Below are 22,261 nucleotides of genomic sequence, written 5' to 3'. Positions count from 1 at the left end.
TTGGGATGCAGCGATAGACATCAGTTAACCGATTTAAACAATTAACCATTGACCAATGAACTCATGACTAGTGAACCAAAAACGGTTGCACTCTTTCCAATGCAAAGTCTAATTGTTCTTCCTGTGTAAGATCGGTATTATCTAAAATAATGGCATCATCAGCCCTAACCAACGGACTTTCCTTACGGGTGGTATCGGCATAATCGCGATGGGCAAGGTTTTCAAAAACCTCTTCCAGGGTAGTTTTGTTATTGCCTTTGCTCTCCAGTTCCTTAAATCTGCGTTCAGCCCTGATTTTCGGATCGGCCGTCATAAAAAATTTCACAGGGGCGTCAGGGAAAACGGTAGTGCCAATATCACGGCCATCCATCACGATGTTTTTCGATTTACCCATGCGCTGCTGTTGCTTCACCATTTCATGACGCACAATTTTATGTGCTGAAACCTCGCTTACATTTTCAGAAACAGGCATTAAGCGGATTTCATCAGAAACCTCTTCACCATTAAGGGTAATATGAGATTCGTAATCGCGGGAGTGGAAATTCAGTTCGATGTGCTGTAAAGCATCAACAACTTTAGCATCATCAGTAATATCGATGTTATTTCTTAAGAAGTATAGCGTAACGGCACGGTACATCGCTCCGCTATCTACATAAATAAAACCTAATTTTTTAGCCAGTGCTTTTGCTAAAGTACTTTTTCCGCAAGATGAGTAGCCATCTATTGCTATTACCAGGTTTTTCTTCATCGTAGCGCAAAGGTAAAAAATAGAAACAGAATGCTGAATTTTTTTAAAGGTATAAAGATAGATTCTAAACAAGATAATGCTAAAACATTGATTTGCTGGATGTGTTTAATTATAAAATAAATACACGATTATGTTGTTATCTGAAAGAATGTTGGCGGCGCTGAATAACCAGGTTAAACTGGAAGCCGAATCGTCGCAAGTTTATCTGGGAATTGCTTCATGGTTAGAAACCCAGCCGGGTTTAGAAGGTTATACCGAATTTTTCTACCGTCAGAGTGAAGAAGAACGTCATCATATGCTTAAACTGATTCATTATATCAATGATCGTGATGGGCATGCGATGATTACTGCCCTTGAAATGCCTAAAAATTCTTTCGGACAGGTAATAGAGGTATTTCAGGATTTTCTGGATAATGAATTGTTGGTGTCGAAAAGCATTAACGATTTGGTAGAACTTTCGCTGAATGAGAAAGATTATCTCACATTTAAATTTTTGCAATGGTATTTAGATGAACAACTTGAAGAAGAAAAAATGGCGAAAACGATGTTAGAGAAACTTCAATTGGTGGGCAGCGATAGAGGAGGTATTTACCAATTGGATAAAGATATTGTAGGGTTACGTAGCAAGGTAAGCGAATCGAAAGAGGGAGAATAATCTGTTTTTATTAAATTCCAAATTATTACTTTTGCGGCATGTTGCCTACAAGAGAAGAAATTTTACGGTCTGTTACTTTCAAAACTTCCAGAAGTGGGGGTAAGGGTGGACAAAATGTAAATAAAGTTTCGAGTAAGGTAGAGTTAATTTTCGACCTGGAAACAGCTTTTTATTTGGACGAAGACGAAAAGACACGTATAAAAGAAAAACTGGAAAATAGGCTAGATTCAGAAGGACTGTTACATATTGTTTCGCAAGAGGATAGGAGCCAGCTACTCAATAAAGAGAAAACAGTTGCCAAGTTGATTGAATTGTTAAAGCGATCGTTACACGTTCAAAAAAAGCGAAAAGCAACTAAAATACCTAAAGCGGTTATTCAAAAAAGATTAAAGAATAAGGCCGTAAATGCCGACAAAAAAGAGAGTCGCAAAAGACCATCAATTGATTAAAGCCTACGGCTTGATTTCTATTTTAGTTCCAATATTTACAGCATAAAACAATTCGTCTACTTCGTTATTGGTTAATGCCATACAGCCATTTGTCCAATCGAAAAATCGTTGAAACTTACCGATAAATCCTAAATGGTTCCTGATCCCATGTATTTTAATATCACCACCAGGATCTTTACGAAGTAGTTTTGCCTTTGCAATATCTTTTTTATTTGGGTAAGACACTCCAAGGTTTTTATGGTAACCACTATTTTGGTTTTTGGCATTGATTACATAAACTCCTTCAGGTGTTTTCTCATCACCTTCGAATTCTTTATGTCCAACTGGGCTGTCGCCCAAAGAAATCTGATAAGTTTTAATCAATTTCTGCTTTGAATAAGCCAGTAATTGTCTATTTGACTTTTTAACAATGATATAATCGATTTCAGTATTAGTTGGTAATTTCTTTTCAGGGTATAGATTGTAAATAACGGCACCAATCACGAAGAACAAAATGATAAAAAAGGTTGCTTTTTTCATACGCTGCAAATTCTCAATTAACCAATTTAAACAGTTAACCGATTATTCTAACTCTTCCCAAACCGATAATACAAACTCAAACCACCGTAATTCTGTGCTTTAGCCACACTTTTAACTTCTTTGGTTTTAAAAATGATATTGAAATCGGCAGTAAATCTTTTTGAGCTATAATTTACACCAAACTGTTGCTCAAAAACAATCGGTTTTACGCCAAAAGTTAATGGACTGTTGTCATTAAAAAGACTTCCCTGTATAGTGGCATCGTAGGCAACAAAGTTTAGCTGTGGTTTTACGTAAAAGAAAAATTCCGAGCTGTTTAAGCTTTTGGTTTTTGAATTTCCGATCACCGCGTTGTGATAAGCACTGTTGAACAATTGATTTAGTTTACCGGCCCTAAAAAGCACCGATGCACCCAAACCCGAAAAAGTTGTTCCTAAGTTGGCATAACCCTGGGCACTAATATCCACAATGGGATCTTCAGGTCTAAAAAGTAACTTGCTATAATTTGCGGCAAGGTTTACGGCCAGTTCATTTTTAATCTGGTAATCCCAACCTGCAGGGGTATAAAAACCTACGGTTTTATGTAGGAAACGTTGTGCTGTTTGGGCAAGTGAGTTAGGACCAACCGTTCCCAATTCTACACTGGTTTTTAAAACGCTCTCATTTTTATAGAAAACAGAATATGCACCGCCTGCATAAAGATAACCTGCAAAAGGCCTGTCCTGGTCTTCCTTGTTAGGAACTTGGCCCCAATAAGACGTATACATTTTCTGTCCGGCAGAAATTTCATAGGTCTTTTTCTCTATTTTATCTGATAGCTTTTCCGTATTGATGGCATGGCGGAAGTAGATAAATAATCCGTTGGTATAATACCGATCGTTTAAAGTAGCCAAATAAGCGTCGTTTTCGGTTTTAAAACCGAATTCGTTTTTAAAAGATTGAGCGAAACTGGTTGAAACAACCAAACAAAAAACTATAGTGAATAAAAATGATCTCATAAAAAAGCCCAGGCAATTTACCTGGGCTATAAAAGTATTTATTGTTATTGGATTTTTGATTGTTAATCCAAAAGAATTAGCAATTAGTTTACAATCGGTGCAATTTTAACACTTAAATCTAAAGGTTTTTTAACCTTGTTTTTGGTTAAAGCCAACTCAATTACTTCACTCATTTCGGATACATAATGAAATTTTAAATCCTTGATGTAACTTTCTTTAATCTCTAAAATATCCTTACGGTTGCTTTTGCAAAGGATAATTTCTTTAATGTTTGCTCTTTTTGCAGCTAGGATCTTTTCTTTGATACCACCAACCGGAAGTACTTTTCCCCGTAAAGTAATCTCACCAGTCATAGCTAAATGCTGTTTTACCTTACGTTGTGTAAATGCCGACGTTAGGGCGGTAAGCATCGTTACCCCGGCCGAAGGTCCGTCTTTTGGTGTAGCACCTGCAGGCACGTGAACGTGAACATCCCAATTGTCAAATAAACTGTAGTCTATATCAAATTCGGCTGCGTGGGCACGTAAATATGCTAGCGCGATAACCGCCGATTCTTTCATTACATCACCAAGGTTACCTGTTAAGGTTAATTTTCCTTTTCCTGGGCTTAAACTCGATTCGATGAATAAAATATCGCCCCCTACGCTTGTCCAGGCTAAACCTGTTACTACTCCAGCCACTTCATTGCCTTCGTATAAGTCTTTATCGTAAATTGGGGCACCTAAAATGCGCTCTACATCATCATTGCTTAAATTTGAATCGTAGGTTTCTTCCATCGCAATTTTGGTGGCCACACCACGTACCAAAGAACCTATTTTTTTCTCCAAACCACGTACGCCTGATTCTCTGGTATAATCTTCAATTACTTTTTCGATCAGTGGAGTTTTTAAGTTAATATCCTTGGTTTGTAAACCATGGTTTTCTTTCTGTTTAGGCAACAGGTATTTTTTAGCGATTTCTATTTTCTCTTCAATCGTATATCCATTTACTTCAATAATCTCCATACGATCTAACAAAGCAGGTTGAATGGTACTTAAAGAGTTTGCTGTTGCAATAAACAGGATGTTGGATAAATCGTAGTCCATTTCTACATAATGATCGTAGAAGGCGCTGTTTTGCTCAGGATCTAATACTTCAAGCAAAGCTGATGACGGATCGCCGCGATGGTCGGTTCCTACTTTATCAATCTCATCCAAAACAAAAACAGGATTATCTGCTCCAGCTTTTTTAATAGACGAAATGATACGCCCTGGCATTGCACCGATGTAAGTTTTACGGTGACCACGGATTTCTGCTTCATCGCGGATACCGCCTAAAGCCATACGTACATACTTACGACCTAATGCTTTCGCAATCGATTTTCCTAAAGATGTTTTACCAACTCCCGGAGGGCCGACCAAACATAAAATCGGCGCTTTCATATTGCGCTTTAATTTTAATACTGCTAAGTATTCTATAATACGTTGCTTAACTTTTTCTAAACCAAAGTGATCTTTATCTAAGATACGTTGTGCTCTTTTTAGGTCGAAATTATCTTTCGTAAACTCGCTCCAGGGTAAATCTAAAAGAAGTTCCAAATAATTTAACTGAACAGAGTAATCCGGTGCAGCAGGGTTCATTCTGCCCAGCTTATCTAGCTCCTTATCAAAATGTTCGGCAACTGCTTTTGCCCATTTTTTCTTCTTGGCTTTTTCTTGTAAAGCATCGAATTCTAAATCGGCAGAGCTGCCTCCCAATTCTTCCTGAATGGTTTTTAGCTGTTGATTTAAAAAATAATCACGTTGTTGCTTGTCTAAATCGGTACGTACTTTTGATTGGATCTGATTTCTCAGTTCCAGCATCTGCAGTTCGACCATTAAAAGCTCCATTACCTTTTGCGCTCTTTCCTGCAATTTATCCATTTCAAGGATTTTTTGCTTATCGGCCATTTCGGCATTCATATTTGATGAAATGAAATTGATCAAAAATGAATTGCTCTCGATGTTCTTAAGCGCAATACTGGCTTCACTTGGAATATTTGGTGATAGCTGGATAATCTGAGCAGACATTTCGCGGATAGAAGCGATTAATGTTTTAAACTCTTTATCTGCTTTGTGCTTTTGTTCTTCAAATTTTTTAACAACGGCTTTAATGTAAGGTTCGTTCTGCACCTCTTCAATTAAGCTGAAACGTTGTTTACCCTGGATAATTACGGTAGTATTTCCATCAGGCATCTGCAACAGCTTTATGATGTTTGCAACCGTACCAACCGTGTTAAGCTGCTCAAAAGTAGGGTCTTCAATGGAAACGTCTTTTTGAGAAACAACCCCAATAATCTTATTTCCTTTGTACGCTTCCTTAATTAACTTAATTGATTTATCTCTTCCAACCGTTATAGGAATAACTACTCCTGGAAATAAAACTGTGTTTCGCAAAGGCAATATGGCCAACGTTTCGGGCGTTTCCTCATTATTCATTTCCTCTTCGTCTTGTTGAGACATTAAGGGAAAAAATTCGGTATCCTCATTTATGATTGGCATTGCTGTATGGAAATCAAATATATCTTGTTTACTCATTATCACATTTTCCGCTAACGACAAACTGGCAGTTTAATCGTATTCACTTTGTTTAATTTTGGTATTAACTTAATAAATTCAACTCTTGTGCCAAAGTGAAAATAATATTAATCTTATGTTAAAAAGGCAGAGTAATATAAATATTTTCGCCAATATCATATAAAGCATATTTTAGCGTTTAAGCTAATGTTTAGGGCATTTGGTTTTGAATGTAAGAAAATTAAAAACTTTTAAATTATCAGAATAGGATTATATTGCAAAAAATTTCTCCTATAAATTGGTTAGGCGTTAGATTTGTTAAACTTATTACTCATACATGAACTATTTTAAAAAGGCAATTTTAGGATTAATTATTTTTACATCAACTAGTAGTTTCGCACAAAGCAGTTACGAAAGAAGCATGCAGGCTATGATGAAAGGTGATTATAAAACTGCCGCTATACAATTAGAAAAAGCTGATACTAAAACTCCTGATAATGCAAATGTGCTCCAGATGCTTGGGTATTCTTATTTTCAAAATCGCGAATACGAGAAATGTATTGCCACTTACAGCCGGTTATTAAACATTAAACCTACTGAGGTTTCTGCTTATTATTATCGTGGTATAGCAAGGTTAAAAATTGCTAACGACCCTAAAGAATCATTAAATACCATGCGCGAAAACTTTTATTTGGCATCTCTCAAAGATTTTACAAAAGCCATTGAAATTAATGGTGATGAAGATGCGCAGATGTTTCAGAACCGTGGTTTAGCTTACAAAGATTATGCAATTTTCAGATCTTTTAAAGCCAAGAAAAAAGAAGAAAAAGCAGCTTGTGTAGCTTTGTTTAATAACTCTATCGCTGATTTTCAGAAGGTATTAACCTTGCAGCCATTAAGAAAAGATATTATTGATTGGGTAACCTACGATAAGGCGCAGATTACAAGCCTAAAATAAAATATAACCTCTAAAGAAAAATGGGACTTGAATATTTTCGAGTCCCATTTTTTATTATTTCAGTTTTCCAATAACTGAATACTTTTTTTCCTTTAGCAATCTGATTTTTTGTTGTTTTTTGATTGCGTATAAGCTATCTGGGCAGTAAGTTAAAGTATCCTGAGATTGGTATAAGATATTTTTATTATCGATAATGATCTCTATTTTACCTGCTTTCTGACCGTCCCAGGTTATAGAAACCTTTTTAACAGGGATTTTTTTATTATCGGAAGTATAAATATCTACGCCATTTTGTTCTTTTGTTTTAAAACTTCCTTTCCACGATGTTTTATTAATGTCGGCGTTAACGAAAATAGCTAATTCTTTTGCCCAGTCAGCAATTTTAGCTGTTTTGTTTTCGGCTGTCTCATTTACACTAACGGTTTTATTTACAATAGGATTTAGCCTTTGTAAGCGCGAAATTTCTTTTCCAAAATACCCTTTTATATCGAAATACAGTAAATCAGTATTTGCTTCAGCTTCTTTTCGCTGGTTGCAGGAAAACAATGCCAAAGCAAATACCAGGATATGAAGTTTTTTAACCATTATACTAAAACATTTCCTGTCATTTCTGCTGGAATGGCGACACCTAATATTTTTAGAATAGTAGGGGCAATGTCGCCTAATTTACCATCTGCAATGGTTTTATAGTCCTTATCAATTAAAATACAAGGAACCAGGTTGGTGGTATGCGCAGTATTGGCAGAACCATCTCCATTTACCATAAATTCAGAGTTTCCATGATCGGCCAAAAGAATAAACGAATAACCATGTTCCAAACCTTTGTTTACCACAGTTTCTGCACATTTGTCTGCAGTTTCTACTGCTTTTATTACAGCTTCAAAAACACCTGTGTGGCCAACCATATCCGGATTGGCAAAATTTAAGCAAATAAAATCAGCCCATCCGGTTTCCATTTCTTTGGTAATGGCGTCTGTAATCCCCGCGGCACTCATTTCTGGTTGAAGATCATAGGTGGCTACTTTTGGTGAAGGAATTAAAAGGCGTTTTTCGTTTTTAAATTCAGCTTCCCTTCCGCCCGAGAAGAAGAAGGTTACATGTGGGTATTTCTCAGTTTCCGCAATACGGATCTGATTTTTATTGTTGTTGGCCAGTACTTCGCCAATGGTTTGGGTTAAATCATCTTTGGTGAAAATTACATTTACCTTTTCAAAACGCTCATCGTAAGTAGTCATGGTAACATAATACAATGGCAGTTTATGCATCTGCTGTTCTGGGAAATCTTTTTGCGTTAATGCAGTGGTGATTTCACGACCTCTATCGGTACGGAAATTAAAACAGATTACTACATCATCATTTTGAATCGTAGCAACTGGTGCACCATTATCCTGCGTTAAAACGATTGGTTTTAAAAACTCATCAGTTACGCCATCGGTATATGATTTTTTGATTGCTGCTAAAGCATCCTGGGTTTTTTCGCCAATACCGTTTACCATTACATCGTAAGCTTGTTTAACCCGCTCCCAGCGGTTATCGCGGTCCATTGCATAATAACGGCCAACCATGGTAGCCAATTTAGCATTGGTGTTTTGGATATGGTTTTCCAGGTCAGTGATAAAGCCCAGGCCGGAGTTTGGATCAGTATCGCGGCCATCTAAAAAAGCATGAACAAAAGTGTTTGGTACGTTTGCTTCATTTGCGGCATCACATAAAGCTTTTAAATGTTCGATATGCGCATGCACACCGCCGTTTGATACCAGGCCGATGAAGTGAACCGCTTTGTTATGCTGCTTAGCATAATCGAATGCACTCACCAAAACCGGATTGCTGTGCAATTCTCTATCGGTAATCGATTTGTTGATTCTTCCAAGCTCCTGGTAAACTACCCTACCTGCGCCTAAGTTCATGTGCCCAACTTCTGAGTTTCCCATCTGCCCGGCTGGTAGACCCACTGCTTCACCAGATGCTTCAAGCTTAGAATTAGGGTATTTCTGTAATAACGAATCGAAAAAAGGAGTGTTGGCGGCATATGCAGCATCAGAATTATCTTGTTTTCCGTAGCCCCAGCCATCTAGAATTATAAGCGCGAGTTTTTTATCGTTTACCATTTTTATTGTAAAATTTATTGATCCACATTAAAACATTTTCATGTATAACATGTTTTAGTGTTTTGTTTATATGGCAAATATAACTTTATTGATGCTTATACAAATGAAGAAATCCTTTTTTTGATACGCTAATGGCATAATTTTAGCTATAGGGTTCTGTATAAAATACAGAAATGATCCGGAGCTTATTTTTACTCATTATTAGTTTGTCATCATTATATCACCCTACAGCTCTTCAGGCAGATATTATTGATGATTTATCCTCGTATTTTAAGGCTGGCAACTCAAAAGAAATTGCGAAAAGTTTCGCCTCAACTATTGAACTTATTATAGTTGATGAGGAAGATGTATACTCAAAAGCACAGGGTGAACAGATTTTAAGAGATTTTTTTGTTAAACATCCGCCAATAAAAACAAGTATTTTTCATAAAATTAATACGAATCCAAATTATCGTTTTGGCGTAATTATTCTAAGTACCACCAAAGAAACCTTCAGGGTTTCTATTACCATGAAAAAATTCAATACCAGCTTTTCGATTACTGAATTAAGGATCGAACCGGCAAAGGATTAATTGGCTAAGCAGTACTTCCGAAGTTATGCCATCACTATGCCTGTGCCAACTTCATAAGTCGCGGAGGCTAAAAACTTCTGATGTTAACAAATCACTTTAACGCTTCATTAAATTGTCTGCTAACAAATATTTCTTATTTTTGCGGCATAAAATCTACATTTTGGATACTCAACTTATACATCAATTCATAAAAAATGCCCTTGCCGAAGATGTTGGTGATGGTGATCATACTTCACTGTCAACAATTCCACTCGGAACGCAGGGAAAAGCAAAACTGATTATCAAAGAAGATGGTGTTTTGGCTGGAATTGAACTGGCTCTTGAGATTTTTAAGGAAGTTGATGATACTTTAAAGGTTGATGTACTGTTGCAGGATGGTGTAGCGGTAAAAGTAGGCGATATTGCCTTAACCGTTTCTGGAAGTACACATGCTATTTTAATTGCGGAGCGTTTGGTTTTAAACTGTATGCAACGCATGAGTGGCATTGCTACTAAAACCCATCGGATTGTTTCTTTATTGAAAACAACTAAAACCAAAATTTTAGATACCCGTAAAACCACTCCAGGGCTTCGCTATTTAGAAAAATGGGCAGTAAGGATAGGAGGAGGTGTAAATCACCGCATTGGTTTATATGATATGATCTTAATAAAGGATAATCATGTAGACTATGCAGGAGGGATTTCAAACGCCATTACAGCTGCTCAAAAATATTTAATAGATCAAAATAAATCACTTCAGATCGAAATTGAAGTACGGAACTTGGAAGAGTTATCTCAAGTTTTGGCTATTGGCGGTGTAGACCGTATTATGCTTGATAATTTCAGTTTCGAAAACTTAAGGGCTGCGGTTAAATTAATCGACGGTAAATTCATTACGGAGGCTTCCGGAGGGATTACTGAAGAGAATGTTGCCGAATATGCTGCTTGCGGAGTAGATTTTATTTCGATGGGCGCGCTTACACACTCTGTGAAAAGCCTGGATATGAGTTTAAAAGCATACTAAAGTGATTTGCTATAAAATTAAAAGCTTATTTTTTGTATCATTGTAGGCTATGGTTACGGTTTATTCTCTCAGCGCGTTATTAATTGCCTACCTTTTTGGATCTATACCAACAGCTGTATGGCTTGGTCAGGCCTTTTATGGGGTTGATGTAAGAGAGTATGGAAGTGGCAACGCTGGCGCAACCAATACCTTTAGGGTATTGGGCAAAAAAGCCGGAATTGCTGTAATGATCATCGATATTGCAAAAGGTTATACCGCAACCAATCTGGCCTATCTGATCGGCATGTCGGTAACCGGGCCACAAAATTCAGTTGTTTTTGTCAATTATCAACTTGCACTCGGTGTAACCGCAGTAATGGGGCATTTATTTCCTGTTTTTGCAGGTTTTAGAGGCGGAAAAGGTGTTGCTACACTTTTTGGAATGATTTTGGCAGTTAACTTCGAAGCATCTATGCTTTGTGTTCTGGTTTTTGTGGTTGTGTTGTTGTTAACTAAATATGTTTCATTAAGCTCCATTTGTGCAGGATTTACTTTTCCGCTCAGTGTAGTTTTTTTGTTTCAGGTTTCCATCAAATCTGAAGTGCTTTATGGCATGGTGGTTTGCATTTTAATCTTAGTTACGCACCAAAAAAACCTCGAAAGATTGCTGAAAGGCAAAGAATCTAAAGTGTATTTGTTTAGGAAGAAAACTAATTAATTAACAAAGCACATTTCATTAAAACTTATTTATAGGCTTACTGTTTAATCTACGGTTTTGCTTACCAGTATTTACTATCATTTAAAATCGCAATTATGAAAAAGTTATTTTTAACAGCAAGTGTTGCTGGGATATTACTATTTAACTCCTGTTCTACCGTTCCTTTAACAGGCCGTAGTCGATTTGATTTAGTGAGTAACGACCAGGTTTTGCCAATGGCATTCCAAGCTTACAGCACCTTTTTAACGGAGAATAAAACTACCGTTTTACCAGCCTCGAATGCGCAGGCTTTGAAAGTTAAAACCGTTGGCAGTAGATTAATTACGGCTGTAAAATCGTACATGAACAGTAATAATTATGGTAACTTGATTGCAGATTACCAGTGGGAGGTTAATGTGGTACAGAACAACGAGAAAAATGCCTGGTGTATGCCAGGAGGGAAGATTGTGGTTTATACGGGTATTTTACCCATAACACAAGACGATGCAGGTTTGGCCACCGTAATGGGCCATGAGATTGCCCACGCCATTGCAGGTCACTCTGCAGAACGGATGTCGCAGGAAATGGTTGCTCAGGGTATTGGTGCAGCAGCAGGTGTTGCATTATCTAAAAACCCAAAAACTCAATCTATTTTTAATACGCTTTATGGTGTGGGTACACCAGTGGCGATGTTAAAATTCAGTCGCAATCAAGAATTAGAAGCCGACCGTTTAGGCTTGATTTTTATGGCCATGGCCGGATACAATCCACAAAATGCCACTGCTTTCTGGAATAGAATGTCGGCGGCATCTGCAGGGGCGCAGAAACCAGCTGAATTTTTAAGTACCCACCCAAGCGATGCAACACGTATTGCACAGATCCAAAAATATTTACCTGAAGCGCAACAGTATTATAAGAAATAGGTTTAGGGGTTTAAGGTGGAGGGTTTTTGCATGAGGCAGAATTTCCCACCTTATCTGGTCTTAGCCTCTCGCTAAGACCTTTTTTACTCTTATCCGGTCTTCGCGTCTCGCTAAGACCATTTTATTTGGGTTAAGGATATTATTAAGTCGAGTAGCGAGACGCTACAACTAGAGTAGAAAGATGTTATTTAAGGCTACAAAAGGAAATAAAAAGATTCTTCACTGCGTTCAGAATGACAAACCATGCAAATGAACAACCAAACCAATAGCCAATCATCTAATTACCTAACACCTCCAAAATTGCGCTGGCCTTTAACAAACATTCTTCATATTCTAATGAAGAATCACTTTGATAAGTAATGGCTCCTCCAACCTGAAAGGATAAATAGCTAGATTCAGCATTGTACAAAATACTCCGGATAACCACATTAAAATCGAAATCACCATCTGGACTGATGCAGCCAAAGGAACCGGAATAAAGACCTCTTTTGGTTACTTCATATTCTTCAATTAATTTCATTGCTTTAACCTTTGGTGCACCTGTCATAGAGCCCATTGGAAATGCATTTTTAATGGCGTCGATAAAGTGAATCGCTGGATTTAGTTCACAGCTAATGGTAGAAATCATTTGATGGACCTGTGGGAAGCTGTAGATGCCAAATAATTCATCAACAGTGACAGAACCCTTAACGGCCGATTTAGTGAGGTCGTGGCGTACCAGATCAACAATCATTACATTTTCTGCCTGCTCTTTAATATCATTCCTGAGTTGCAGCTTTATGGCTTCATCTTCTGCTAGATCAGAACTTCTTTTTGCAGTGCCCTTTATAGGTTGTGAGGTGAGCTTCGATCCACGTTTGCACATAAAACGTTCCGGAGTAGCAGATAGAATATATTTACCCTGAATTTTAAAATAACCAGCAAATGGGGTAGGAGAAACCTGGTTTAACACCTCGAAAGTTTGAGCCGGATCTATTTCTATATTTTCAGCGAAAAACTCCTGACAAAAATTAACTTCATAAATATCGCCACGAATAATATGATCTCTTAAAGCCTCTACCTTATGGATATATTGATCTTTTGATAATCTTTGTGCTATTGTTATCGCTTTCGATTGTTTTTTTGCCGGAAGCTGAAAGGATTCGATATCTGCTAAAATGGAAGGATGACCAAGCAAAACCTCCGCCTTGCCATCTTTAAAGGCGATTAGGTACTTTGGAACAAAAAAGTATAGATCTGGGAAATTTAAATGGTCCGAATTATTAGATTGAAGGTCTTCGATTTCGTTTTTTAAATCGTAGCTGAAAAAGCCAAAAACCCACTGCTTATGTAACGAGTAAAAGCTTTTTAGTTGATCAAACGCATTGCCTGACGTGCATTTTAGTTCATGATGCGCACCAGCAGCGATAATGAAATCGTACGCTGAATAAGCATCTTTGTAATCGTTTGAATCTAAAAAACAACACACCTCGAACTGGTTGGCCCAGTGCAATGCTTTTTGTTTAAAATGGGATATGTTTTGTGAGGTTTTCAAGTTGCGGCAAAGGTAACTAAACGCTACATAAGTGGAAAGATACTTATCATAGAATCGTTGAATATAGTTTAAAATCGTTTGCAAACGATTTGATATTATACGCTCGTTAAAAACTAGCGTAAGCACAAAGTTGAAACCTATAAAAAAAGCAACCTGATTGCAGGTTGCTTTTCTTTTATGAGCCGTCACCCTGATCCGGTAACTATCGGATTTATTTCAGGGGCTATCAGTTTACGAACATATAGACGCTGAACTAAATTCAGCATGACGAATCTTATATTAACGTAATTCCAAAGTTTGTGCTCTATCTGGTCCTACAGAAAGGAATTTGATCGGCACTTCTAATTCTTTTTCTAAGAAAGCAATGTAATCAGTTAATTTAGATGGGATTTCATTTACAGAAGTAATTTTAGTTACATCAGTAGCCCAACCATCAATTGCTTTCAATACTGGTTTTGGCTCGATTGAAATGATGTCGTATGGCATATAATCAATCGTTTCACCATTGTATTCGTAGTGGGTACAAGCATAAATGGTATCGAAAGTATCCAAAACATCAGCTTTCATCATAATTAATTCGGTTACCCCGTTTAACATGATGGCATATTTTAATGCAGGAAGATCAATCCAGCCACAACGACGGGCACGACCTGTAGTTGCGCCAAACTCGTGACCTAAAGCGCGTAAATTTTCGCCAACTTCATTATCTAATTCGGTAGGGAAAGGACCGCCACCAACACGTGTGCAATATGCTTTGAAGATACCATAAACAGCGCCCACTTTATTAGGCGCAATACCCAAACCAGTACAGGCACCTGCAGTTGTAGTGTTACTAGAAGTTACAAAAGGGTATGAACCGAAATCTACGTCCAATAACGTTCCTTGAGCACCTTCTGCTAAAACCGCTTTTCCTTCTTTTAAGAAGCCATTCACATAATGTTCACTATCAACATGAGGAATGGTTTTTAAGAATTCGATTGCTTCAAAGAATGATGCTTCTTTCTCCGCTAATTCATATTCGAAACCTTCGTAATGAGAAAGGATTTCAGTATGTTTTTCTACCAATTTGGCATAACGATCTTTGAAATCAGGTAGCGTAGTATCACCAACGCGTAAACCGTTACGGCCAGTTTTATCCATATAAGTTGGACCAATACCTTTTAAGGTCGATCCAATTTTATTTTTACCCATGCGTGCTTCGTTTGCAGCATCCAATAATTGGTGGGTTGGTAAAATTAAGTGTGCTTTACGGGCAATTACCAATTTGCCATCGGCAACAGGATCATGACCAGCTTTTTTTAAATTATCTAACTCTCTTTTTAGGATAATAGGGTCGATTACTACACCATTACCAATAAGATTCATGGTTTTTTCGTTAAAAATTCCTGAAGGGATTGTGTTTAAAACGAATTTTTTGCCATCGAACTCTAAAGTATGTCCGGCATTTGGGCCACCCTGAAAACGGGCAATAAGATCATATTTTGGACTTAGTACATCAACGATTTTTCCCTTTCCTTCATCACCCCATTGCAGGCCGAGAAGTACATCTACTTGCGTCATTATTTAATAAATTAAGCTGGTTTTATTTGTATTTTGATTTAATTTTCTACAATTTTTGTGGCTGTTGCTGCGCTTTCGTTTACTTTTCTGGCCATACTGCAATCAGAGCAGAAGCCATAAAGGTTTAACGAATGGTGTTTCACATCAAATTTTAAAAGATCACCAACCATGGTTTGGATCTGGTGGATTCGTGGATCGCAGAATTCTACTACTTTACCACATTCGATACAAATTACGTGATCGTGCTGGCGGTAACCATAAGATTTTTCGAATTGTGCCATATTTTTACCAAACTGGTGTTTGGTAACTAAATCGCATGAAACCAACAACTCCAATGTGTTATAAACCGTAGCACGACTTACGCGGTACTTTTGGTTTTTCATGTGGATATAAAGGGTTTCTACATCAAAGTGGTCGTTTCTTGAATATATTTCTTCCAATATAGCGAAACGCTCTGGTGTTTTACGTAGATTTTTGTTTTCTAAATAAGCCTCAAAAATCTTGCGAACGAGCTCATTTGTTTTTTGTTCAGACATAGTTTTTAAACTCCATTCAAAGGTAGGTAAATTGTTTGATTGTTATAGTGTTTGATTGTTGAAATGTTGTAAGATTAGTCTGAAGTCGAAAGTCCTGAGTCCAAAGTCTATAGCCATACGACTTAGGACTTCGGACTCAAGACTTTGGACTAACTATGCGTCAAACCTCGTTACTCCTGTAACACCTCTAACTTTTAATAAATTTTTAATCAGGTTTTCCAGGTGCTCGGTATCGTTTACGAAAATCATAATCGAACCATCAAAAATCCCTTCGTTAGTATCCACAGTAATTGATCTCATATTTACTTTAAAATCGGTAGAAATAACCCTGGTGATGTTATTGATCAAACCTACATCATCAATGCCTACAATGCGTAAGCCGGTTAAGAAAGTTAATTCCTGCTGTTTGTTCCATTTGGCTTTCACCACGCGATAACCATAATTGGCCATTAGCTGCGCAGCGTTAGGGCAGTTGGTCCGGTGTATTTTAATGCCTTCGCTCACGGTAATAAAACCAAAAACATCATCGCCGGGAATAGGATTACAACAGGCAGCGAGTGTATAATCAATGCGCTGCATATCTTCACCAATCAATAAAATATCAGATTCTCCTCCTTTAATTTTACTCTTGATTCCGTCAACTGAAAGATTTTCAGGACGTTCTGGTCCGCGGTTTTCAACTTCTTTCTCACTCGATAGATACTCTTTTATATCTTTCAGTTCGATTTTTCCTAAAGCAACATTAACAAAAAGCTCTTGTGTAGAAGGCAGTTTAAAGAAATAACTTAGCTTTTGTAGGTTATCGGTATTATAAGTGATTTTTAATGATTTCAGCTTTCTTTCTAGGATTTCCTTGCCATTTTCGGCAATTTTCCGCTTTTCTTCTTTTAAAGATGATTTAATTTTCGATTTAGCTTTGGCAGTAACCACCACATTTAGCCAATCTTCTTTAGGTGTTTGTTTGCTTGAGGTGATAATCTCCACCTGATCGCCATTTTGAAGCTTATACGAAATAGGGACCAGTTTGTGATTCACTTTAGCGCCTATACAGGTTGCACCTACATCGGTATGGATCTCGAAAGCAAAATCTAATGCGGTAGCGCCTAATGGCAACTGTATCAAGGCGCCTTTTGGCGTGAAAATAAAAATTTCATCCGAGAAAAGGTTCATCTTGAAATCGTCCAGGAAGTCTAAAGCGTTGGCTTCCGGGTTGCTCAGCATTTCGCGAACTTTCTGGATCCACTGATCCAGACCATTATCATTACTCGATTCTTTGTATTTCCAGTGTGCAGCAAAACCTTTCTCTGCAATTTCATTCATGCGTTGTGTACGGATCTGTACCTCAACCCATTGTCCGCGAGGTCCCATTACCGTAGTGTGCAAACTTTCGTAGCCATTTCCTTTTGGTGAGGAAACCCAATCGCGTAAACGATCCGGATTTGGGCGGTATAAATCGGTAACAATAGAATACGCTTTCCAGCAATCTGCCTTTTCATTTTCAGGCGCAGAGTCCAAAATAATCCGGATGGCAAAAAGATCGTAAACCTCTTCGAAAGGAATATTTTTCTTTTTCATCTTGTTCCAGATGGAGTGGATTGATTTGGGCCTGCCGTAAACATCGGCTACTAAACCTTGTTCGTGAACAATTTCATCAATCGGTTCGACGAATTTTTTGATGAAAAGCGCACGTTCAGCTTTTTTCTCGTTTAATTTTTTTGCAATGAATTTGTAAGTATCAGGATCAAGATATTTCATCGAAAGATCTTCCAACTCTGATTTTATGGCATACAAACCCAATCTATGGGCCAATGGAGCGTATAAATAAATGGTTTCTGAAGCGATTTTAAGCTGCTTGTGGCGGGGCATAAAATCCATTGTACGCATGTTGTGCAAACGATCGGCAAGTTTGATCAGGATTACCCTCACATCATCTGCCAGGGTAAGTAGCATTTTACGGAAATTTTCGGCCTGTAAAGAGCTATTGGTATCGAAAACGCCGGATATTTTGGTTAAACCGTCGATAATTTTAGCGGTTTTCTTGCCAAATTCGCGTTCAATATCTTCTAAAGTGATATCGGTATCTTCTACCACATCGTGTAGCAAGGCACATACTATAGAGGTTGTTCCTAAGCCAATTTCTTCAGCAGCAATCTGCGCTACAGCGATAGGGTGGTAGATGTAGGGTTCTCCAGACTTTCGGCGCATATCTTTATGGCTTTCCAGTGCCATATCAAAAGCTTTCCTGATTTCTTTTTTATCGCCCTTTTGTAAAGTAGATTTGCTTGCCCGTAGTAATGCCCTATATCTTTTTAGAATTTCTTGCTTTTCCGCCTCTAAATCAATCACTAACTCTGTTTTCATTTGTATTTTTTGCGTAAAAATTGCGTCTTATTTATGAATAAAACTTATATTAGTTTTGTGAAACACCTAATATATGAAATAACACCTAACTTTGTAAAAGTATAAATTTATGAAAATTAAAGGGCTCTTTTTTCTTTGTATTGTAATGATTTGTAGCATTTCGCTACGGGCTCAGGATCCTGCTGCGCCAATATTCCCTAAATTGGGTAAAAGCGATACGATAAGAGTAGCCTCAACAAATGATAATGGTGTAATGATTCCGTGGATGCAGCTTAACGACGTATCTATTTATGCCGCAAGGATATGGAAATCGCCGGCAGAACAGGCCGCCTATAATCGCTTAAGGTATAACGTATTAAAAGTGATGCCATATGCACTGTTTGCAAAACGTAGATACGAACAATTAGAGCAGGATATTGCCCGAACGCCTGAGAAAAAGGAACAGAAACAGCTGGTTAAACAATGTGATAAAGAAATTAAAGACATGTTTAACCGCGAAATAAAAGAATTAACCATTACTCAAGGTCAGATTTTAACGAAGCTGATCGACCGTGAGGTGGGCAGAACAACGTATGATATTGTCAAGCAGACCAAAGGCGGTTTCGCTGCATTTTCTTATCAGATTGTGGCCCGTGTGGTAGGACATAATTTAAAAAGCACTTACGATCCGAATGAAGATAGGGATATAGAATCTATTATCCGTACTTCAGGATTTTATCAATAACTATAATGCAGGAACGCATTCCGAATATTTATTCATTTAAGGTTAAAAAAATTAATGGCGAAGAGCAGCCGTTATCAGCCTACCGCAACAAAGTTGTTTTAATTGTAAATACAGCCTCCGAATGTGGTTTTACGCCACAATTGAAAGAATTACAGCAGTTAAAAGACGAGATTAATAGCCCTGATTTTGAAATTTTGGGTTTTCCGACCAACGATTTTGGAAAGCAGGAACCGCTTAATGGATCTGATATTGCATCTTTCTGTGAGGTTAATCATGGTGTAAAATTTCCGGTTTTTGATAAGATTATGGTACGTGGTGCACATGCCCACCCGCTTTATCAATTTCTGAGAGATAAAAAACAAAACTCAAAATTAAGTTCGAAACCCCGTTGGAACTTTCATAAATATATCGTGAACAAAAATGGCGAGTTGGAAGATTATTTCTTACCCTTCACCAAGCCATTGAGTTCGAAAATTAAAAAGAAAATTCAGCAACTGCTGAGCCAAAATACCCAATAATTACATCATGAAGTTAGATATTTTAGTTATAGCCGTGCATCCTGATGATGCAGAGCTTTGCTGTTCAGGTACTATTTTAAAACATATTGCCCTTGGTAAAAAAGTTGGAATTGTAGATTTAACCAGAGGCGAGCTGGGTACGCGTGGTACTGCAGAAACAAGAGATGAAGAGGCCGCAGACTCTGCGAAAATTTTAGGTTTACATGTGCGCGAAAATTTGAGAATGAGGGATGGCTTTTTTCAGAATGATGAATTTCACCGATTAGAAGTAATTAAAGCCATCAGGAAATACCAACCAGAAATTATTTTAAGCAATGCGCTAGAAGACCGTCACCCTGATCATGGACGTGCGGGCGATTTGGTGTATGATTCGGTTTTTTTATCAGGCTTGCCAAAAATAGAAACATCGTTAGATGGCGTTAAACAAGAAGCGCACCGCCCAAGATTATTATTGCAATATATTCAAGACAGGTACTTAAAACCTGATATCATTGTGGATATATCTGACCACATGGATAAGAAAATTGAATCGATTAAGGCCTTTAAAACCCAGTTTTATAATCCTGATGTAGATGGCTTGCAAACCTATATTTCTTCACCAGAATTTTTTGAAAGCGTAATTGGCCGTTCCAGAGAATTTGGTAAAAGCATCGGTACCACTTTTGGCGAGGGCTTTACCTCAAGAAAATTGTTGGGTGTTGATAGTTTGTTTGATTTAAGGTAAATTTTTTAACCGCAAAGAAAAGAAGTGTTCCGCAAAGTACGCAAAGCTGTAGGGATTTGTCTTACCAAGATTTCTCTTTCTTTTCCTTAGCGAAAAACTTAGCGCCCATTGCGGTTATTTTGACAGTCCAACAAAACCGCCCTTCGTTTGTTATTCTCAAAACGAATAATAATGGCGAATATATTCTCTTCTCTCAAAAATGCGTACAATCTTTTTAAACATGTAGATTTCGATAAGTTAGAAGCTTTATCGAAAAAAGTCGATTTACCCAAAATGGTCGAAACCATATCCAACCTGGATGATAAACAGATTCAGGGGATGATGAAAATGATGGGTGGATCGGGTAAAAAGCGAGAATTACCACTAATTGAAGGTGATTTTTACCATTTGGGCGACGAAGCACTCAAAGATGAGGATCGCGAACTCCAGTTAAAAGTGCGTGCTTTTTTAGAAAAAGAAGTAAAACCCATTGTAAACCATTACTGGAACAAAGCCGAATTTCCTTTCGAAATTATCCCAAAACTTGCTGAGCTTAATATCTGTGGTTTAACGTATAAAGGTTATGGCTGTCCGGGGAAATCGAATTTGATGGAAGGGATTTTAGCGATGGAAATGGCGCGGATAGATACCTCAATTTCCACTTTTTTTGGTGTACAGAGTGGCTTGGCGATGGGATCGATCTATTTATGTGGCTCAGAGGAACAAAAACAGCAATGGTTACCACTGATGCAGCAATTTAAAATTATCGGTGCATTTGGGCTAACTGAACCCGAAGTGGGCTCTGCTGCTGCTGGAGGACTCACTACAACCTGCAAAAAAATAGATGGCAGATGGGTATTAAATGGTCAGAAAAAATGGATCGGCAATGCCACTTTTGCCGATATCTTAATTATTTGGGCACGAGATGAAGAAAGTGGAGAAGTGAAGGGTTTTATTGTAAAAAAGGATAATCCGGGTTTTGCGGTAGAAAAGATGCAGGATAAAATGGCCCTCAGGATTGTGCAGAATGGAATTATCACTTTAACCAATTGTGAAGTAGAAGAAGCCGATCGCTTACAAAATGCAAACTCATTTAAAGATACAGCAAAGGTATTGCAAATGACAAGGGCAGGGGTGGCCTGGCAGGCTGTTGGCTGTGCCCGTGGTGCTTACGAAAACGCACTGGATTATACCCGCACCCGAAAACAGTTTGGTAAACCTATTGCATCTTTTCAATTGATTCAAAACCATTTGGTTGAGATGTTGTCAAATTTAACGGCCATGCAAACATTATGTTTTAGGTTGTCACAATTGCAGGATCAGGGTTTATTGAAAGATGAGCATGCTTCGTTAGCCAAGGTATTCTGTTCGTTGCGTACACGCGATGTGGTAAGCAAGGCCCGTGAGGTAATGGGTGGAAACGGCATTTTATTGGAATATAATGTAGCGCGTTTTGTGGCCGATGCTGAAGCAATTTATTCGTACGAAGGTACAAAAGAAATTAATACGCTGATTGTAGGTAGGGCCATAACGGGATTTTCGGCTTTCGTTTAGGTGGCGGGAACTCACGAAGTTTGAAAGGGTAAGAGCTATTTGGGAACTTCGTTAGTTTTGAGCTGGGGTAATTAGTTGCTTGCCAGTTTGAGCGTAGTCGAAGACTCATAGTAATAATAAATAACGGATTTTTTAGGTTAGGAAACGAATGTCAGCATTTCATAGGTGCTGCAGTCCTGCCATTCGCTGTAGCCCGATAGAAACCTGTGAAACAAGCAAGCACACCAAAATGTAACATAAACCGGTGCTTAAATCGGGGCTGCCGCTGCTGTCAGGTTTATTGAACAACAGTCCTTTTCAAGGCACTAACTTTGAGCATAAACCCGATTGGAACGGATGCTAATTTCCTTCAAATTAGCAGGAGGAAAAGCAGGACTGAAAATGCCAAAAGCGCAGAAACATCCATTTCCAAATCATCGGTGAAAATATGGATGAAGTGTTTATAGTAGTTTAATATTAAGGATAAATCAATATAAACGGCAGTAGAATTATAAGGCGATCGTCATTGCGAGAAGGCTTTTTCAGCCGACGAAGCAATCTTACAACTATCGCTAGTAGCGAACGCATTAAGATTGCTTCGTGCCTCGCAATGACGAATTTCTTAGTGTTTTTTTTGAAATGAATGTCA

21 protein-coding genes are annotated in these 22,261 nt (G+C 37.9%); 11 read left to right on the top strand and 10 right to left on the bottom strand.

All coding sequences use genetic code 11. The annotated features are described in order from the left end of the window. Nucleotides 1-67: 67 nt before the first annotated feature. The gene (gene cmk, locus J7E57_RS22430) at nt 68-748 is read right to left on the bottom strand and encodes a (d)CMP kinase (RefSeq protein WP_215130722.1); all 681 of its coding nucleotides are present in this window, start codon (nt 746-748) and stop codon (nt 68-70) included. A 130-nt stretch (nt 749-878) separates the two neighbouring features. Here cmk and J7E57_RS22425 point away from each other — a divergent pair, with 130 nt between their 5' ends. Then, the gene (locus tag J7E57_RS22425) at nt 879-1,403 is read left to right on the top strand and encodes a ferritin (protein ID WP_215130724.1); all 525 of its coding nucleotides are present in this window, start codon (nt 879-881) and stop codon (nt 1,401-1,403) included. A 38-nt stretch (nt 1,404-1,441) separates the two neighbouring features. Then, nucleotides 1,442-1,852, top strand: a complete 411-nt coding sequence (arfB, locus tag J7E57_RS22420) for an alternative ribosome rescue aminoacyl-tRNA hydrolase ArfB (protein ID WP_215130726.1) — start codon at nt 1,442-1,444, stop codon at nt 1,850-1,852. 3 nt (nt 1,853-1,855) lie between these two features. Here arfB and J7E57_RS22415 read toward each other — a convergent pair whose 3' ends face one another. From J7E57_RS22415 to lon, 3 genes are all read right to left on the bottom strand, one after another. Further along, nucleotides 1,856-2,371: a murein L,D-transpeptidase family protein gene (locus J7E57_RS22415; RefSeq protein WP_215130728.1), complete on the bottom strand. Its 516-nt coding sequence runs from the start codon at nt 2,369-2,371 to the stop codon at nt 1,856-1,858. A gap of 47 nt (nt 2,372-2,418) precedes the next feature. Next, on the bottom strand, nt 2,419-3,369 hold the full coding sequence (locus J7E57_RS22410; protein ID WP_215130730.1) for a lipid A deacylase LpxR family protein: 951 nt from the start codon (nt 3,367-3,369) through the stop codon (nt 2,419-2,421). A gap of 83 nt (nt 3,370-3,452) precedes the next feature. Beyond that, nucleotides 3,453-5,924, bottom strand: a complete 2,472-nt coding sequence (gene lon, locus J7E57_RS22405) for an endopeptidase La (protein WP_215130732.1) — start codon at nt 5,922-5,924, stop codon at nt 3,453-3,455. A gap of 316 nt (nt 5,925-6,240) precedes the next feature. On the opposite strand from lon, the gene J7E57_RS22400 reads away from it, so the two are divergent. Next, the gene (locus J7E57_RS22400) at nt 6,241-6,861 is read left to right on the top strand and encodes a tetratricopeptide repeat protein (RefSeq protein WP_215130734.1); all 621 of its coding nucleotides are present in this window, start codon (nt 6,241-6,243) and stop codon (nt 6,859-6,861) included. Between the two features lie 54 nt (nt 6,862-6,915). Here the strand turns inward: J7E57_RS22400 and J7E57_RS22395 are convergent, their stop codons facing one another. Together J7E57_RS22395 and gpmI are read right to left on the bottom strand one after the other, a co-directional pair. Beyond that, on the bottom strand, nt 6,916-7,446 hold the full coding sequence (locus J7E57_RS22395) for a hypothetical protein (protein WP_215130736.1): 531 nt from the start codon (nt 7,444-7,446) through the stop codon (nt 6,916-6,918). Continuing rightward, a complete protein-coding gene (gene gpmI, locus J7E57_RS22390; protein WP_215130738.1) occupies nt 7,446-8,969 on the bottom strand; it encodes a 2,3-bisphosphoglycerate-independent phosphoglycerate mutase in 1,524 nt (507 codons plus the stop codon). Before gpmI ends, J7E57_RS22395 begins: the two co-directional genes overlap by 1 nt. Before the next feature lie 173 nt (nt 8,970-9,142). Here gpmI and J7E57_RS22385 point away from each other — a divergent pair, with 173 nt between their 5' ends. The 4 genes from J7E57_RS22385 (at nt 9,143) to J7E57_RS22370 (ending at nt 12,143) form a co-directional block, all read left to right on the top strand. Continuing rightward, nucleotides 9,143-9,541 (top strand): DUF4783 domain-containing protein, encoded by a 399-nt coding sequence (locus tag J7E57_RS22385; RefSeq protein WP_215130740.1) that lies wholly within the window; start codon nt 9,143-9,145, stop codon nt 9,539-9,541. A gap of 160 nt (nt 9,542-9,701) precedes the next feature. Further along, nucleotides 9,702-10,544: a carboxylating nicotinate-nucleotide diphosphorylase gene (gene nadC / locus J7E57_RS22380; RefSeq protein ID WP_215130742.1), complete on the top strand. Its 843-nt coding sequence runs from the start codon at nt 9,702-9,704 to the stop codon at nt 10,542-10,544. A gap of 49 nt (nt 10,545-10,593) precedes the next feature. Next, complete coding sequence (gene plsY, locus J7E57_RS22375; protein ID WP_029279402.1) at nt 10,594-11,241, top strand: glycerol-3-phosphate 1-O-acyltransferase PlsY; 648 nt, start codon at nt 10,594-10,596, stop codon at nt 11,239-11,241. 95 nt (nt 11,242-11,336) lie between these two features. Then, on the top strand, nt 11,337-12,143 hold the full coding sequence (locus J7E57_RS22370) for a M48 family metallopeptidase (protein WP_215130744.1): 807 nt from the start codon (nt 11,337-11,339) through the stop codon (nt 12,141-12,143). Nucleotides 12,144-12,420: 277 nt separating this feature from the next. Here J7E57_RS22370 and J7E57_RS22365 read toward each other — a convergent pair whose 3' ends face one another. The 4 genes from J7E57_RS22365 to J7E57_RS22350 all read right to left on the bottom strand — a co-directional run bounded on the left by J7E57_RS22365 (nt 12,421) and on the right by J7E57_RS22350 (nt 18,134). Further along, nucleotides 12,421-13,677, bottom strand: a complete 1,257-nt coding sequence (locus tag J7E57_RS22365) for an anthranilate synthase component I family protein (RefSeq protein ID WP_215130746.1) — start codon at nt 13,675-13,677, stop codon at nt 12,421-12,423. A gap of 279 nt (nt 13,678-13,956) precedes the next feature. Continuing rightward, a complete protein-coding gene (locus J7E57_RS22360; protein ID WP_215130755.1) occupies nt 13,957-15,237 on the bottom strand; it encodes an adenylosuccinate synthase in 1,281 nt (426 codons plus the stop codon). 38 nt (nt 15,238-15,275) lie between these two features. Continuing rightward, on the bottom strand, nt 15,276-15,773 hold the full coding sequence (locus J7E57_RS22355) for a Fur family transcriptional regulator (protein ID WP_215130757.1): 498 nt from the start codon (nt 15,771-15,773) through the stop codon (nt 15,276-15,278). A gap of 153 nt (nt 15,774-15,926) precedes the next feature. Beyond that, complete coding sequence (locus J7E57_RS22350) at nt 15,927-18,134, bottom strand: RelA/SpoT family protein (RefSeq protein WP_055906427.1); 2,208 nt, start codon at nt 18,132-18,134, stop codon at nt 15,927-15,929. Between the two features lie 109 nt (nt 18,135-18,243). On the opposite strand from J7E57_RS22350, the gene J7E57_RS22345 reads away from it, so the two are divergent. The 4 genes from J7E57_RS22345 (at nt 18,244) to J7E57_RS22330 (ending at nt 21,633) form a co-directional block, all read left to right on the top strand. Then, nucleotides 18,244-18,858, top strand: a complete 615-nt coding sequence (locus tag J7E57_RS22345; RefSeq protein ID WP_057933640.1) for a DUF4294 domain-containing protein — start codon at nt 18,244-18,246, stop codon at nt 18,856-18,858. 5 nt (nt 18,859-18,863) lie between these two features. Continuing rightward, a complete protein-coding gene (locus J7E57_RS22340; RefSeq protein WP_215130759.1) occupies nt 18,864-19,376 on the top strand; it encodes a glutathione peroxidase in 513 nt (170 codons plus the stop codon). A gap of 7 nt (nt 19,377-19,383) precedes the next feature. After that, entirely contained in the window at nt 19,384-20,100 is a 717-nt protein-coding gene (gene bshB1 / locus J7E57_RS22335; protein ID WP_215130762.1) for a bacillithiol biosynthesis deacetylase BshB1, read from the top strand. A 171-nt stretch (nt 20,101-20,271) separates the two neighbouring features. After that, nucleotides 20,272-21,633, top strand: a complete 1,362-nt coding sequence (locus J7E57_RS22330) for an acyl-CoA dehydrogenase family protein (protein ID WP_215130764.1) — start codon at nt 20,272-20,274, stop codon at nt 21,631-21,633. Nucleotides 21,634-22,261: the final 628 nt, after the last annotated feature.

It is taken from the genome of Pedobacter sp. ISL-64, from assembly GCF_018613605.1.
GTDB lineage: Bacteria > Bacteroidota > Bacteroidia > Sphingobacteriales > Sphingobacteriaceae > Pedobacter.
The sequence above is the reverse complement of the archived record's forward strand: the minus strand, read 5'-3'. Positions and strand labels throughout refer to the sequence as shown.

Bases quoted from the DNA above. Each gene is read 5' to 3' on its own strand.
- J7E57_RS22400 (WP_215130734.1), top strand. From the start codon at position 6,241: ATGAACTATTTTAAAAAGGCAATTTTAGGATTAATTATTTTTACATCA.
- J7E57_RS22410 (WP_215130730.1), bottom strand. From the start codon at position 3,369: ATGAGATCATTTTTATTCACTATAGTTTTTTGTTTGGTTGTTTCAACC.
- arfB (WP_215130726.1), top strand. From the start codon at position 1,442: ATGTTGCCTACAAGAGAAGAAATTTTACGGTCTGTTACTTTCAAAACT.
- lon (WP_215130732.1), bottom strand. From the start codon at position 5,924: ATGAGTAAACAAGATATATTTGATTTCCATACAGCAATGCCAATCATA.
- bshB1 (WP_215130762.1), top strand. From the start codon at position 19,384: ATGAAGTTAGATATTTTAGTTATAGCCGTGCATCCTGATGATGCAGAG.
- gpmI (WP_215130738.1), bottom strand. From the start codon at position 8,969: ATGGTAAACGATAAAAAACTCGCGCTTATAATTCTAGATGGCTGGGGC.
- J7E57_RS22415 (WP_215130728.1), bottom strand. From the start codon at position 2,371: ATGAAAAAAGCAACCTTTTTTATCATTTTGTTCTTCGTGATTGGTGCC.
- J7E57_RS22345 (WP_057933640.1), top strand. From the start codon at position 18,244: ATGAAAATTAAAGGGCTCTTTTTTCTTTGTATTGTAATGATTTGTAGC.
- J7E57_RS22370 (WP_215130744.1), top strand. From the start codon at position 11,337: ATGAAAAAGTTATTTTTAACAGCAAGTGTTGCTGGGATATTACTATTT.
- J7E57_RS22340 (WP_215130759.1), top strand. From the start codon at position 18,864: ATGCAGGAACGCATTCCGAATATTTATTCATTTAAGGTTAAAAAAATT.
- J7E57_RS22425 (WP_215130724.1), top strand. From the start codon at position 879: ATGTTGTTATCTGAAAGAATGTTGGCGGCGCTGAATAACCAGGTTAAA.
- J7E57_RS22330 (WP_215130764.1), top strand. From the start codon at position 20,272: ATGGCGAATATATTCTCTTCTCTCAAAAATGCGTACAATCTTTTTAAA.
- J7E57_RS22385 (WP_215130740.1), top strand. From the start codon at position 9,143: ATGATCCGGAGCTTATTTTTACTCATTATTAGTTTGTCATCATTATAT.
- J7E57_RS22350 (WP_055906427.1), bottom strand. From the start codon at position 18,134: ATGAAAACAGAGTTAGTGATTGATTTAGAGGCGGAAAAGCAAGAAATT.
- plsY (WP_029279402.1), top strand. From the start codon at position 10,594: ATGGTTACGGTTTATTCTCTCAGCGCGTTATTAATTGCCTACCTTTTT.
- J7E57_RS22355 (WP_215130757.1), bottom strand. From the start codon at position 15,773: ATGTCTGAACAAAAAACAAATGAGCTCGTTCGCAAGATTTTTGAGGCT.
- J7E57_RS22360 (WP_215130755.1), bottom strand. From the start codon at position 15,237: ATGACGCAAGTAGATGTACTTCTCGGCCTGCAATGGGGTGATGAAGGA.
- J7E57_RS22395 (WP_215130736.1), bottom strand. From the start codon at position 7,446: ATGGTTAAAAAACTTCATATCCTGGTATTTGCTTTGGCATTGTTTTCC.
- cmk (WP_215130722.1), bottom strand. From the start codon at position 748: ATGAAGAAAAACCTGGTAATAGCAATAGATGGCTACTCATCTTGCGGA.